At 63.1% G+C, this 14,900-nt stretch carries 10 protein-coding genes; all 10 read left to right on the top strand.

The annotated features are described in order from the left end of the window. Window positions 1-26 precede the first annotated feature (26 nt). On the top strand, window positions 27-1,367 hold the full coding sequence (locus tag BT122_RS10140) for a glutamine synthetase family protein (RefSeq protein ID WP_059055275.1): 1,341 nt from the start codon (window positions 27-29) through the stop codon (window positions 1,365-1,367). Between the two features lie 1,052 nt (window positions 1,368-2,419). Continuing rightward, entirely contained in the window at window positions 2,420-3,271 is an 852-nt protein-coding gene (locus BT122_RS10135; protein WP_286130367.1) for an ABC transporter substrate-binding protein, read from the top strand. A gap of 94 nt (window positions 3,272-3,365) precedes the next feature. Then, window positions 3,366-4,217 carry an ABC transporter substrate-binding protein gene (locus BT122_RS10130; protein ID WP_072355797.1) on the top strand — a complete coding sequence of 284 codons (852 nt, stop codon included), beginning with the start codon at window positions 3,366-3,368 and terminating at the stop codon, window positions 4,215-4,217. A 72-nt stretch (window positions 4,218-4,289) separates the two neighbouring features. Next, window positions 4,290-5,765: an amino acid ABC transporter permease gene (locus tag BT122_RS10125; protein WP_286130366.1), complete on the top strand. Its 1,476-nt coding sequence runs from the start codon at window positions 4,290-4,292 to the stop codon at window positions 5,763-5,765. Beyond that, window positions 5,755-6,621 (top strand): amino acid ABC transporter ATP-binding protein, encoded by an 867-nt coding sequence (locus tag BT122_RS10120; RefSeq protein WP_083432459.1) that lies wholly within the window; start codon window positions 5,755-5,757, stop codon window positions 6,619-6,621. The genes BT122_RS10125 and BT122_RS10120 overlap by 11 nt, the downstream gene beginning before the upstream one ends. 262 nt (window positions 6,622-6,883) lie before the next feature. Further along, window positions 6,884-7,558, top strand: coding sequence for a response regulator transcription factor (locus BT122_RS10115; protein ID WP_032110180.1), 675 nt, complete (start codon window positions 6,884-6,886; stop codon window positions 7,556-7,558). 618 nt (window positions 7,559-8,176) lie between these two features. Further along, on the top strand, window positions 8,177-9,826 hold the full coding sequence (locus BT122_RS10110) for a S1C family serine protease (RefSeq protein WP_072355796.1): 1,650 nt from the start codon (window positions 8,177-8,179) through the stop codon (window positions 9,824-9,826). Between the two features lie 374 nt (window positions 9,827-10,200). Beyond that, window positions 10,201-11,664, top strand: a complete 1,464-nt coding sequence (locus BT122_RS10105; protein ID WP_072355795.1) for a DUF2130 domain-containing protein — start codon at window positions 10,201-10,203, stop codon at window positions 11,662-11,664. Window positions 11,665-11,892: 228 nt separating this feature from the next. Further along, entirely contained in the window at window positions 11,893-12,246 is a 354-nt protein-coding gene (locus BT122_RS10100) for a metal-sensing transcriptional repressor (RefSeq protein ID WP_083432458.1), read from the top strand. Window positions 12,247-12,318: 72 nt separating this feature from the next. Continuing rightward, the coding region (locus tag BT122_RS10095) for a heavy metal translocating P-type ATPase (protein WP_072355794.1) at window positions 12,319-14,900 on the top strand (2,582 nt) is incomplete at its 3' end.

Raw genomic sequence — 14,900 nt, 5'->3', positions numbered from 1 at the left:
GCGCCCGTGCCGTCGGGAGGAGACCCATGAGCACCGAGAAGGACATAGATTTCGTTCTGCGCACCGTTGAGGAGCGCGACATTCGATTCGTTCGCCTGTGGTTCACAGACGTGCTTGGCACGCTGAAGTCGTTCGCGATCTCGCCGGAGGAGCTCGAGGAGGCCTTCGAGGAGGGCATTGGCTTTGACGGCTCGTCGATTGACGGCTTTGCTCGCCTCGAGGAGTCGGACATGCTCGCCTTCCCCGATGCTGAGACGTTCCAGCTTCTGCCTTGGCGCCCCACCGAGAGCGGCGTGGCGCGCGTGTTCTGCAACATCTGCACACCTTCGCGCGAGCCGTTCGCCGGCGACCCGCGCGGATGCCTCGAGCGCGTCTTCGAGCGCGCCGATCGCGAGGGCTACGTGTTCAACGTGGGTCCCAAGATCGAGTACTTCTACTTCGACAACGACGTGGACCCCGTGCCGCTTGACACCGCTGGCTACTTTGACCTTACGCCGAGCGACGTGGCAAACGACCTGCGCCGCCAGACCACACTCACGCTCGAGAAGATGTCCGTTCCCGTGCAGTACTCCTTCCACGGCGGCGGCCCGTCCCAGAACGTCATCGAGCTGCGCTTCACCGAGGCTGTGAGCTGCGCCGACAACATCATGTCCTCTCGCCTGGTCATCAAGCAGGAGGCCGCGGCCGAGGGGCTCTTCGCGTCGTTTATGCCCAAGCCTCTCTCGGATGCGCCGGGCTCCGCCATGTTCCTGTACCTCTCGCTCTTCGATCACGACGGCGAGAACCTCTTCTGGGCGCCCAAGACCGAGCACCCCGCGCACCTCTCCGAGCTGGCGCAGCACTTTGTAGCGGGCCTTCTCCGCTACGCGCCCGAGTTCACGCTGGTCACCAATCCCACGGTGAACTCGTACAAGCGCTTCATCACCTCCGGCGAGGTCCCCAATTACGCTACGTGGGGCCGCAAGAACCGTTCCGCGCTGGTACGCGTTCCTACGCACAAGCCCGGCAAGCACGTGGCAACGCGCGTCGAGCTGCGCAGCGCCGACAACACCGCCAACCCGTACCTTGCACTGGCCGTTACGCTGGCGGCGGGCCTCAAGGGCATCGAGGACGAGCTTGTGCTTCCCGAGGAGGCCACGGTCGACACCTTCTCGCAGAGCGAGCGCGAGCTTGCTGCCAAGGGTATCGAGCGCCTGCCGCGCACGCTGGGTGAGGCGGTCGATCGCTTCGAGGAGTCCGAGCTTATGCGAGAGACGCTGGGCGAGCATATCTTCAACTACCTCGTGGAGAGCAAACGCCGCGAGTGGGAGGAGTTCTGCACCACCGTCACCGATTGGGAGCGTGTCCACTACTACGGCGGCGTGTAGGCCGAGGGCTTCTCGCCGAGAGCTGCATTGCGCATTGCGGCGCCCGCTGGGGAATCCGGCGGGCGCCTTTCTCGTGAGACAAAGGGACAGTCCCTTTGTCTCATTTTTGGCGCCGCGTTCTTGATCGCGGGCGGGCTTCTGCAGCTGGATCGTACGAGAAGGGCAATTCGGGTTCCCGGTATACCGCCGGGAGCTTCGGTACCCTTCTCCGGGCTAAGGCTTCTCTCCCTCCTCTCTTCCGTTGACGTCTTTGCCGTGGATTATTGCGCGTTATTCCTGAGAACTAATTGCTCAACTGGCCATATGCCGCTACGGCGAGAAATAACGCGCAATAAATTCGGGGGATGGGGCGGGTTGCGTGGGTAGAGCGACAGTGCTGGCGGTGCGAGATGCGCCAGCTCTTGGGCCCTCCAATCACCTTCGTTCGGAGATTAGCTCCCTTTCTTAAAACGGCTTCGCGGCAACTGGGCAAACGTCGAAGTCGTTTAAGAAATAGAGCTAAACTCTGTGGGCATGCGGCGCAAGTTTGATGGCGGTGGCTGCTGGCGCCGGTCAGTAGGTGAGAGGGACGCGGCCATGCCTCACCCCGCACTTCCGGTTGGCAGCAGTTTTGGTTGAAACCCTTATGTGGCATTGCCAAGGCCGCACTTCGCTGACGTGCTGTTTATCAATATTCGAACTACTCGATACTCGGGGGTACCTCGAAAAACCGTATCCCAATCGTCAATGTCTGCCAACTCGACCACGCGGGACAAGTGGAGCCTCGTCGCTCCTGCCGCCCCACACGCCTGCCCAAAGACCCCACCTTATGCGCTTTGTTGCATAGGAATTCAATGACAAATACAGATATTGGTCAGAATATTCCATAAATTGGCATAACACTAGACAAAAATGCATAAATTGTCGAAAAACAGCAGCTCACTCTTTGTCAATCTTGTTAAGAAACCGCGTTGCGCCGCCGTTCGCAGAGCCGTTGAGCCAAACTACTTGACCAACGGAGGGGTGGTATCAAGGCCGTAATGTTCCCCTCACGTCAGAGAGAAGAGCATCTCATGAAGCAGCTCGCGTCACTCACGCGCCGCGACTTTCTCGCGTGCGCAATGTCAGCCATGGGCACGGCGGCACTCGCCGAATTTGTCTCCGCGTCGTCCTCAACGGGCACCTCTACCAGCGCATCAACAACCTCAGCCTCGCAGGACACCTACACCCTGGTGAAGGATGGACAGCTCACCATTGCCTCCGACCTCGCCAACCCGCCGCTTGACTACACCGACACCTCGACCAACGAGCCTGCGGGCTTCGAAGTCGAGCTCATGCAGGCCATTGGCGAGAAGCTCGGCCTTACGAGCGTGTACCTCTCGCCCGTGAAGTTCGACACCATCATTCCCACCATCAAGCAGGGTGGCACCGCTGACGTGGGCGTCTCCAACTTCACGATTACCGACGAGCGCAAGCAGGAGATTGACTTCACCGACCCCTACCTCGACTCCAACCAGGGCCTCGTGACCGTCAAGACCGCAACCAAGACCACGCAGGACGACCTCAACTCCGCAGACGTCAAGGTCGCCGTGCAGGCCGGCACCACTGGCGAGTCCTGGGTCCAGGAGAAGCTCCGCAACGCCACGCTCGTCTCGCTTGATGACCCCGTCGTGGCACTCACGGGTGTCCAGTCCGGCCTCTATGACGCTGCTGTGGCAGACCTCCCCGTGGTCCAGTACCTCGTGAACAACTCCTTTACGGATTGCCAGGTCTCCATCGAGATCCCGACGGGCGAGCAGTACGGCATCGTTGTCTCCAAGTCCAACCCCGCGCTCACGAGCGCCATCAACGATGCCCTTGCCCAGCTCGATGAGGACGGCACGCTCAAGGACCTCAAGACCAAGTGGTTTGGAGCAGACCTGTAACGGTCCGGGTCCATCGCCCGTAACGTCGGGCGGCAACAATGGGGGAAACACCGACCGCCCAAGGCGGGAAGACAAGCAATAGGAAGGGAACACCATGAAGAACTCCATGAGCAGGCGTCAGTTCATTCTCGCCGCGGGCGCACTTGCGGGCAGCGCGGTCCTCGCGGGCTGCGGTGGCAGCTCCACCAGCAGCTCCTCCGCGAGCACGGACTCCTCGAGCGCCTCGACCTCCTCGAGCGACGACTCCTACACGCTCGTGAAGGACGGCACCCTGACCGTCGTCGCCGAGCTGGGCTTTGCCCCGTTCGAGTACATGGACGACAAGACCGGCGATCCCGAGGGCTTCGACGTCGACGTCATCAAGGCCGTCGCCGACAAGATGGGCCTCCAGTGCGAGTATCTGCCCAACCAGAAGTTCGACACCCTCGTGCCCCTCATCAAGCAGGGTGGCAAGGCCGACGTCTCCATCGCTGCCATCACGATCACCGACGTGCGCGAGGAGTCCGTCGACTTCTCCGAGCCCTACCTCGATTCCAACCAGGCCATCGTTGCCCTGAAGGGCTCCGCCGAGACCAGGGAGACCCTGAACGATGCCTCCAAGCAGGTTGTCTGCCAGGGCGGCACCACGGGTGACGACTGGATCACCGAGAAGCTCCCCAACGCCACGCGCGTGCCCGTCGACGATGTCACGGCTGCCCTCACCGGCGTCCAGACTGGCCTCTACAACGCGATGGTCGTTGACCTCCCCGTTGCCAAGTACATGCTCACCAACTCCTTCTCCGACCTCGAAATCGTCGAGGAAATCGCCACGGGCGAGCAGTACGGCATCGCGGTCTCGAAGGACAACCCCAACCTCACGAAGGCCATCAACAAGGCGCTCGAGGACATCAAGAGCGACGGCACGATGGACTCCATCGAGACCAAGTGGTTTGGCTCGACCATCTAGCGGGCGGTATCAGGAACGTAATCGACGGCGGGGCCACACGGCCCCGCTTTCCAGTCAGGAGCAAAGATCACCTTGGCACACTTGCATGAGAACGTCTTGACGAGAGGGGAGAGCAGCCGCACACGGCACGGGCACGCACTCGCCCTTGCGGCCGCGCTCGTTCTTGTCGCTACCCTCGTGGCTCTTCCCGCGAGCGCGCTGGCCATGTCCATCAATGATGCGACGGCGCGTCCAAACGAGGACGGCGGAACCGGCGTCATTGGCGCGATGGACACGCGTCTCACCTGGGAGGGCACCGTCGGTGACAACGAGCAGGTCTCCTCGATCACGTTGAGCCTTCCCGAGGGGGCAACCTTTGACCACTCAAGCACGCGCATCACCGTGCTCGACGGTCTCAACCGCACGAGCATCGAGGGCACCGCGACCTCCGCGGACAACTCGATGAGCGTGCAGTTCTCCGAGGACATCCCTGCCGGCTCGCTCGTGCGCCTCGAGGTCACGGGCATGCAGTTCCCCGCAGAGGGCGGCGACTACGTGGTCTCGGGCAGCTACACCACCGCAGACGGCCAGTCGCACGCGCTCGACGACTCCGCTGCCATCACGGTGATCGCAAACACCCCGCTCCAGGCTGCCGTGAGCTGGCTTGACGCCCAGCCGTGGGTTGCCGCCTGGAACTCCAACCCGTTCCTCGGCATGTTCTTCAAGCCCCAGCTGCTCCTGGCCTCGTTCGCCTCGCTCTTTCCCGGCTGGCTCGTGTGCCTGGGAATCGTCCTTATCTGCTATCCCTTTGCCATCGTGTTGGGCCTGGCCTTCGCCATGCTCAAGACCAGCCGCCACAAGGTGCTGCGCGCCATCGCCATCTGCTACATCAACCTCCTGCGCGGCACGCCGCTCTTCCTGCAGATCTACATCATGTTCTTCGGCCTGCCCATGGTGGGCATCAACATCGACAACAACGTCCTCGGCGTCATCGTAATGGCCGTGAACTCCTCCGCCTACCTGGCAGAGATCTTCCGCGCTGGCATCCAGTCCATCCCGCAGGGCCAGTACGAGGCCGCTGCCTCCCTTGGCATGAACGGCTTCCAGACCATGACCTCGATCATCCTGCCTCAGACCGTGCGCCGCGTCATCCCGACGGTCACTAGCGACTTCATCACGTCCTACAAGGACACGTCGCTCCTCTCCTCGGTGGGTGTCATGGAACTCATGATGTTCTCCAAGAACCTCACCACCACCTCGGGCAACATCACCCCGTACATGGCCGCTGCCATCTACTACCTCATCGTGACGCTGCCGCTCATCAAGGTCGTTGGCATCATCGAGAACAACATCGCCCGCTCCGAGCGCGGAGGCGGCCCCAGGCCCAAGCGCCGCGCTGCCGCAGACGCGTCTGATGAGGTCGCGACGGCCGAGCAGGACCTTGCCTCCTCTGCCACGGTTTTCCACGCCGAGGCGAGCAAGCCCGCCGGCGACGTATTCGCGGCCCTCTCGGCACCGTTTGTCTCGCATCCCACCGTCGACCTTGGAGGTGTCGCAGATGGCGAGTAAGCACCACCACACGCACGCGGACGTGCCTGTTGTCCCCGATGCCCTCTCTGCCGAGGAGGCGGCACGTCTCGCCTTTGCCTCGGATCAGACGCTCACCAAGCACCACTTCACCGAGGGCGAGCACCCCATCGTGCGCATCGAGCATCTCAACAAGTCCTTCGACGACACCAAGGTCCTGCGCGACGTCAACCTGGACGTGTGGCCTGGCGAGGTCGTCGTCGTGCTCGGGCCGTCCGGCTCCGGCAAGTCCACGATGCTGCGCTGCATCAACCTGCTCGAGACGCCCACGGCCGGCCACATCCTCATTGAGGACCAGGAGATCACGGGGCAGAGCAAGACCGACGTCAACAAGCTGCGCCGCGAGGTCGGCATGGTGTTCCAGTCGTTCAACCTCTTCCCGCACCTCACCGCCAAGCAGAACGTGATGATCGGGCAGACCAAGGTGCTCAAGCGCTCGAAGGAAGAGGCGGAGGCCGAGGCGATCAAGCAGCTCACGGCCGTGGGCCTCGCCGACCGCGCCGACTTCAAGCCGCCCCAGCTCTCCGGTGGCCAGCAGCAGCGCGTGGCAATCGCGAGGGCCGTGGCCATGCATCCCAACGTGCTGCTCTTCGACGAGCCCACGAGCGCCCTCGACCCGGAGCTGGTCCGCGGCGTCCTCGACGTCATCCGCGACCTTGCCGAGAACTCCGGCATGACCATGATCGTGGTCACGCACGAGATGGACTTCGCGCGCGAGGTGGCCGACCGCGTGGTCTTCATGGAGGAGGGCGTTGTGGTCGAGCAGGGCGTGCCCGAGAAGGTCTTCGACCATCCCGAGAACGCGCGCACGGCGGAGTTCCTGGGTTCCATCGGCTAGCCGAGGGCTCGCACCGAGGCTGTCGTGGCCTGCTCATATTGGCGTTTTAGGGACAATGTTTGCCTTAAACTGTCCCAAAGATATGTGCACAGTTTGTGAGTTGGGGGCGTCGCATCGGCTGCAGCCGCGTGCGGCGCCCCCTTCTAGCTGCGTCTCGTTTGGATTTTGTTGAGGCTCGCTAGCCACGTGCGCGGCTGTGCTACTCTGTTTTCTGGACTATGAACAAGTTGCAATAGCTTTGACCAACCGGCAGGGGGCTAGAGTGCATCACAAGAACATCCTGCTCATATCTGGTACCACGCGCCTGCACGACCGCATGCGCGAGCTTTCCCACGCCATCGACGTCTCCATTGCCCTTGCAAACGAGGAGACCTTCTCGCAGGCAGTTTCTTCTGGGCACGAGTTTGACCTCGTCATTCTCGATGCGGACGGCATGTCTCAGGACACTCTCAACGCCGTGGATTCCTTTGTCGCCGAGAATGGCTTTATTCCCATGCTGCTGGTGCAGGACCCGGACAAGCTCTCCACCATGCGCATGCCCACGCAGGGCAAGAACGACTTCATCCTCTCCACTGCCGGCGTCGACGAGCTTGAGGTGCGTTGCTCGCTTCTCCTGTGGCCGGGCGAGGAGAGCGCTCCCGCGGACATCGTGACCGTGGACAACATGACCATCAACCTGGCCACCTACCAGGTCTACATTGACGAGAAGCCCGTTGACCTTACACTCATGGAGTACTCGCTCCTGTCGTTTCTGGCCACGCACCCGTCGCGCGCCTACTCGCGCGAGACGCTGCTGCACCGCGTGTGGGGCTTCGAGTACTGCGGCGGCACGCGTACCGTCGACGTGCACATTCGTCGCGTGCGCTCCAAGGTTGGCCCGCAGGTCGCGGCGCACATCGTTACCATCCGCGGCGTGGGGTACCTCTTCCGCGTGTAGGCGTGGTTGCCTGGGGATAGATTGAGTTGCCAGGGGCTGCCAAAGGGCGGCCCCTTTTTTGTGCGAGCCCGCGACTCGCCGAGCAGTAGCTTGTCTCGTCTCAAGTTATTGCGCGATTTTTCTAGTTAGAATTGCATTTAACCAGTTGACACTCTGTTCATAAAGAAATTTCGTGCAATAAATTGCCGAGAGGACCTAAGGACCTACTGTCTGATGGGGGAACCTCGCAATTTGCCGAGAAGACCTGCCAGCTGGCGGGACCCGACACCTCGAGATGACGCTGCGAGGAGAGCCGGATTGCTCACCCCGCCTACCCCCAGCCGTCCTTTCTGCCCCCAGCCGTTCTTTAGCGGTATTTGAGAACCGGACTCGACATTTTCGCAGGTCGCTAGAATTGCCGTTCTCAAACACCGCTAAAGAATGCAAGGGGGGATGCCGCAAGAAGGCAGAGAGGGACGAAGTTCCTCGCCACGAGGGGCTTTCAGGAACACAAAAGACTTGTTGCGCAGGCGTGGCGATGCCGCGCCCCGCGCGGAACCCTTGTCGTATCGGGGTACATTCACAGACGTAAGCAGGACGGCCCGGTGGGCCGCCACAGATGAAGGGTGGGACGTTTCCATGGCAGACTATTCCACAGGCGAGCCTGGTGAGGGCATGACCGGCGCCGGCTCGACCCCTCAGCAGAACCGGGGTGCCGAGCCAACGCAGGCCCAGCCCACGCAGACCTACGACTACGCAAACTATGGTGGCAAGGGTGCGGCGTACTCGCCAAGCGCCGGCTACGTCAACGCTAGCCAGCAGGCTGGGTCGCAGCCGGGGCAGACGACGCAGCAGCCTCAGCCAGTGCAGCCCGCAGCGGGCGGCAACGGCGGCGTGGGCAACGGCGGAGACAAGCCAGGCAAGGATAAGAAGGCCGGCGTGAGCAAGCCCATCGTTGCGGGTGCCATCTCCGGCGTCGTGGCGACGCTCGTCGTGGTGCTCGTGCTAAGTCTCACGGGCTTCTTTGGCAAGCCCTCCACAGCCACGGGCTCCAGCTCCTCCTCGGGCAGCTCCAGCTCGAGCAACGGCACCATCAACATCACGTCGAGCGATACCGACGCGTCGACGGCCGAGGCTGTGGCAGCAAAGGCCATGCCCTCCGTTGTTTCGGTGAACGTCACCACCGACAGCGGTGAGGGTCTTGGCTCCGGCGTCATCCTCGACACGGACGGCGACATCCTCACGAACTACCACGTGATTGACGGTGCCACCTCCGTCAGCGTGACCATCGATGGTAAGAGCTACGAGGCCAGCGTGGTTGGGTCCGATTCCTCCTCCGACCTCGCGGTCATCAAGGCCGACCTCAACGGTGACTCCGTGACCCCCATCGAGGTGGGCGACTCCTCCCAGCTCAACGTTGGTTCCTGGGTCATGACCATCGGCAGTCCGTTTGGCCTTGACCAGTCCGTCTCCGAGGGCATCGTCTCTGCGCTGTACCGCAACGAGCTCCTGCAGTCCAGCTCGGGCGACACCATCTACACCAACCTTATCCAGGTTGACGCTGCTATCAACCCCGGCAACTCCGGTGGCGCGCTCGTGAACGACCAGGGCCAGCTCGTGGGCATCTCCACGCTCTACTCGTCCTCGACTGAGTCCTTCGCGGGCATCGGCTTTGCCATTCCCGGCAACTACGCTGTCGAGATCGCCAACAAGATCATCAGCGGCGAGGAGGTCACGCATGCCTACATTGGTCTCTCGATGCAGACCGTGAACGCACAGAACGCTCGCTCCAACGGTCTCGCTGTGAACCAGGGCGCCTACGTGGCCGAGGTAGTCTCCGGCGGTCCTGCAGACCAGGCCGGTATCCAGAAGGGCGACATCATCGTTGCCATGGACGGCGAGGAGATTACCTCCGCCGACGGCATGGTCCTAGCGGTGCGCTCGCATGACATTGGCGACACCGTCACCGTAACCGTTGTGCGCGGCACCGAGACCAAGGACCTCACGGTGACGCTTGGCTCCGACGAGGCGCTGCAGGCCCAGCGCGAGCAGGAGAACTCCTCCTCTAACAGCACCACCGGGAACGGCATTGGCCTGAATGGCGATGGCACCGGCCTGAATGGCGACGGCACCGGCAACGGCACCACGCAGGACGAGCTCGAGCAGTGGATCGAGGAGCGCATGCAGCAGCGCCAGAACTCCACCGGCTCCTATACCACTGGCAGTGGGGCGAGCTACTCGACCGACGCCGAGACAACTACTCTTTCGGCGGAGGGTTGGGCAGCGTAGGTCGGCACCAACACAATGCAACGCCACGCGCGGCGAGGGCCTCTTGGCTCCCGCCGCGTTATTCTGTCTCGCTTTGTGCGGTCGTACGGAGTCCCTTGAGGCTGCCATTGCAACCGTTGTTACCGGGCCGTTGAGCAGCGCGGGCATTTGGCCAGTTGGCGAGAGAAGCTTGCCACGCGCCGGTAACAAGAAACAAACCCCTTCCGCTCGTTGTTGCCGGCCCGTTGAGCAGCGCGAGCATTTGGCCAGTTGGTGCGCGCAAAGGAGAACGTGCCGGCAACAAGCTGCGGATCCTGCCATGCTGCTTTGTCTCGCTTAATAATGTCGCGCGAGCCGTGTACCCTTTATGCAGGAACATCGCCAAAGGAGGTCCCATGGCCGAGATAAAGTGTCCCAACTGCGGGAAGGTCTTCCAGGTGGACGAGGCGGGCTACGCGCAGATTCTGCAGCAGGTGCGTGACGCCGAGTTCAAGCGCCAGCTGGACGAGCAGCGCGCCCTCATGGAGCAGCGCGAGGCGGCCGCTGTGGAAGCGGCGCGCGCAAAGGCCGAGGAGGCCCTGCATGCGGAGGTTGCCAAGCTCTCCTCGCAACTCGAGCAAGCGCAGGCCGCGGCCAAGGTACAGCAGGCAACTGCCGAGAAGAGCGCGCAGGAGCGTCTTGCACAGGCGCAGGATGCGGCAGCGCAGAAGCTTGCAGCCGCGCAGCAGGAGTCTGCGGAGCAGCTTGCCCAGAGAGACGCCAGCATCGCGCGCCTTACCGAGCAGTTGCGGGCGCAGGAGGAGCAGGCAAAGGGCGCCCAGGAGCTTGCCGTGACGCGCGCCACCGCCGAGCGCGACCGCCGCCTGGTCGAGTTGCAGTCGCAGGTGCAGGAGGTCTCGGCCAAGAAGGACCAGGAGATTGCCGTACTCAACCAGCGCTTGGTTGAGCAGGAAAAGTACAAGGACCAGGAGATCCGCGACCGCGACGACGAGATTGAGCGCATCAAGAATCAGCGCTCGCGCCTCTCTGTCAAGCTCATTGGCGAGACGCTCGAGCAGCACTGCGAGTCCGAGTTCAACAAGGTGCGCATGATGGCGTTTCCGCGCGCGGAGTTCCACAAGGACAACGACGTGGTCGACGGCAGCAAGGGAGACTACGTCTTTAGGGAGTGCGACGAGTCAGGCACAGAGATCGTCTCGATCATGTTCGACATGAAGAACGAGGACGACAACTCCGTCAACCGCAAGCGCAACGAGGACCACTTCGCCAAGCTCGACCGAGACCGTCGCAACAAGCACTGCGAGTACGCCGTGCTTGTCTCAACGCTTGAGCCCGAGAGCGAGCTCTACAACGCGGGCATCGTGGACGTCTCGTATCGCTATCCCAAGATGTACGTGGTGCGCCCGCAGTTCTTCCTGCCCATCATCAGCCTCTTGAGGAACGCCGGCCTGAACGCCGTCTCGGCGCGGCGCGAGCTTGCCGAGGTGCGCCAGCAGAACCTCGACGTGACCAACTTCGAGGAGAAGCTCGAGAAGTTCAAGCAGGGCTTTGGGCACAACTACGAGCAGGCCTCCAAGCGTTTCTCGGAGGCAATCGAGCAGATAGACAAGTCGATTGCGACGCTCCAGAAGGTGAAGGAGAGCCTTACCAAGTCCGAGAACCAGCTGCGGCTTGCCAACGACAAGGCGGAGGACCTCACCATCAGGCGCCTCACCCGGGGCAACAAGACCATGAAGGCGGCGTTTGAGGAGGCCGCGCAGGCGCGGGCGGGTGAGGGTTCCGTCGGCCAGGAAGTGGCTCCTGCGGCGCACGACGAGGGAGACCCGGTCAACGCCGTCGAGCCGGACTCGGTGGAGTAGGACGGTTTGGGCCGCGCGGGAGTTGGGGACGCCGGCGGTACGTGCGCTACACATTCGGGTCCGAACATGTGACCCGTACAGGTCGATACACAATCGGCGTCCGAATGTGTAGCGGCCGCAATCCCTCTATTCTCGTTTGACTAGTACCCCAAAGGGGTATATCCTCTCGTAACGAAAGATGCCCCAGGGGAGTATTTCTCCCCAGCACGTACAGGAAGGAAGGCCAGTATGGAGACAACCGCGCAGAACGGCTCCGAGAAATGCGCTGAGAAATCCGCCGGGACAAATTCCGAGACGTGCGTCCACATGAAGCAGACGCCGCGCTCCGAGGAGCTCAAGCACGACGTCACCTGCCGCATCAACCGCGCCATCGGGCAGCTCAACGGCGTCAAGGCTATGGTTGAGCAGGACCGCTACTGCGGGGACGTCCTGACTCAGCTCGCGGCGGTGGAGTCCGCAGTGAAGGCCGTGAGCCGCGAGATTATGCAGGATCACCTCGAGACATGTGTGGTCGAGCGCATCCAGGCGGGCGACACCGAGGTCGTGGACGAGGTCATGCGCCTCTTCAAGAAGTTCATGTGAGTCTCGCGTAAGGTGAGGTCAGACAGCATTTCCCTGCTCCCAGGGACGCAACAGCGAAGGGAACCAAGCACTATGAAGCAAACGTTCGACATTACGGGCATGACCTGCGCGGCCTGCTCGGCACGGGTTGGCAAGGCCGCATCCGGCGTGCCTGGGGTGACAGAGGCCAGCGTCAACCTGCTCAAGAACTCGATGGAGCTCGACTACGACGGCAACCCCAAGACGGCACAGGCTGTGGTCGCGGCCATCGAGAAGGAAGGCTACGGCGCGTCTCTACGGCAGGAGGCAAGCGGCACCGCCTCGCACAGCTCGTTCGTCGACCCCAGGGAGGGCGCTCAGAAGGCGATCGAGGCCAAGAAGAAGCAACTCATCTGGTCCATCGTCTTTGGCGTGCCCCTCTTCTACCTGGCCATGGGTCCCATGCTTGGCTGGCCGGAGGTTCCCGGCCTTGCCGGCATGCAGGGTATGATGGCCTCCGCGGTGACGCAGCTCCTTCTCGCCACCTGCGTGCTCTTTGTCAACCGCAGCTACTTTGTCATGGGGTTTAAGACCCTCTCGCACCTCTCGCCAAACATGGACTCGCTCATCGCCATTGGGTCTGCAGCGAGCTACGCCTACAGCCTGGTGGGGGTCTACCAGATGGCGCTGGCACTTGGTGCCGCGGACCTCGAGGGCGCCCACTACGCCATGATGCACTCGCTGTACTTTGACTCGGCCGGCACCATCCTTGTGCTCATCACGCTGGGCAAGTACTTCGAGGCTCGCGCCAAGGGCAAGACGACCTCTGCCATCAGCGCGCTCATGGACCTCGCGCCCAAGACGGCGCGCGTGCGCCGCGACGGCCAGGAGGTCGAGGTGCCCACCGACGAGGTGCGTGTGGGAGACCTTGTGGTGGTTCGTGCCGGCGAGTCCGTACCGGTCGACGGCGTCATTCGCGAGGGCTCTGCCTCGATCGACGAGTCCGCCATTACCGGTGAGCCGGTTCCCGCCGAGAAGGGCGCGGGCGACCGCGTGACCGGCGCCACCGTGAGCCAGCGCGGCTGGTTTGCCATGGAGGCCACGGCCGTTGGCGACGACACGGCGCTTGCGAGCATCATCCGCCTCGTGGACGAGGCCACCAGCTCCAAGGCGCCCATCGAGCGTCAGGCCGACAAGATCGCCGGCGTCTTTGTCCCGGTGGTCATGGCGATAGCGGCCGTCACCTTCCTGGGCTGGATAGCCATCTTCGCCCCTGGCGACTTTGCAACGGCGTTCAACCATGCCGTCTCGGTGCTGGTCATCTCGTGCCCCTGCGCGCTTGGCCTGGCCACGCCCACTGCCATCATGGTGGGCACGGAGCGCGGCGCCAAGGTGGGAATCCTCATCAAGAGCGCCGAGGCCCTTGAGGGCGCCTGCGACCTGGACACCGTGGTGCTCGACAAGACCGGCACTATCACCGAGGGTAAGCCGCGCGTGACCGACGTGCGCCTGGCTGCCGGCGTGGACGAGGTCGAGCTTGCTCGCGTTGCCGCCGCGCTCGAGCGCAAGAGCGAGCACCCGCTTGCGCAGGCCGTCTGCGACTACGTGGACGAGGCACATGCAGGCGCTGATAAGGACGTGGACTCCGCAGGGTTCGAGCAGGTTGCCGGCGGTGGCGTGCGCGCCACAATCGACGGCGTCCCTGCCATCGCGGGCAATGCTCGCCTCATGGCGTCCGCTGGCGTGGACGTCTCATCGCTCGCTCCGCAGGCGGACGAGCTTGCGGCCCAGACAAAGACGCCGCTCTACTTTGCGCTTGATGGCCGTGCACTGGGACTTCTCGGCGTGGCGGACGTGGTGAAGGAGACCTCCGCCTCGGCCGTGGCGCGTCTGCGTCGCATGGGCGTGCGCACCGTCATGCTCACGGGCGATCAGGCAAAGACCGCCGCGGCCGTGGCACGCCAGGTGGGCGTCGACGAGGTCGTTGCCGGCGTGCTGCCTAGCCAGAAGGAGCAGAAGGTTCGCGAGCTGCAGGGCCAGGGCCACAAGGTGGCCATGGTGGGCGACGGCATCAACGACGCCCCTGCGCTTGCCCGCGCCGACGTGGGCATTGCCATTGGCGCTGGCACCGACGTTGCCATCAGCTCGGCAGACGTGGTGCTCATGCACTCCGACCCGGCAGACGTTGCCACCGCAATCGAGCTGAGCCACGCCACCATGCGCGACATCCGCCAGAACCTGTTCTGGGCGTTGTTCTACAACGCAATCTGCATCCCCGTGGCCATGGGCGTGCTCTCGCCTCTGGGCGTGACGCTCAATCCCATGGTGGGTGCGGCGGCAATGGGCTTCTCGTCCGTGTTTGTGGTATCGAACGCGCTCAGGCTCTTTGCCTGGAAGCCCAGCCAGACGGGCGAGAAGGACGCTGCGCCCGTGGACACCAAGGTAACTCCGGTCGTTGCGGAGCCCGCTGTTGCGGATGCGGCCGAGACAAGCAATGCGGTCGCAGACGCGGCCGCCAACGAGAGGAGCAACAAGATGGAGAAGAAGCTCAACGTCGAGGGCATGATGTGCGAGCACTGCGTGGCCCACGTGACCAAGGCACTCGAGGGGGTGCCCGGCGTGAGCTCGGTCAAGGTCTCGCTCGAGGACAAGGACGCCGTGGTCGAGGCATCGTCAGAGGTCACCGACGAGGCGCT

Source organism: Olsenella sp. kh2p3, assembly GCA_900119625.1.
Lineage (GTDB): Bacteria > Actinomycetota > Coriobacteriia > Coriobacteriales > Atopobiaceae > Tractidigestivibacter.
The sequence above is the reverse complement of the archived record's forward strand: the minus strand, read 5'-3'. Positions and strand labels throughout refer to the sequence as shown.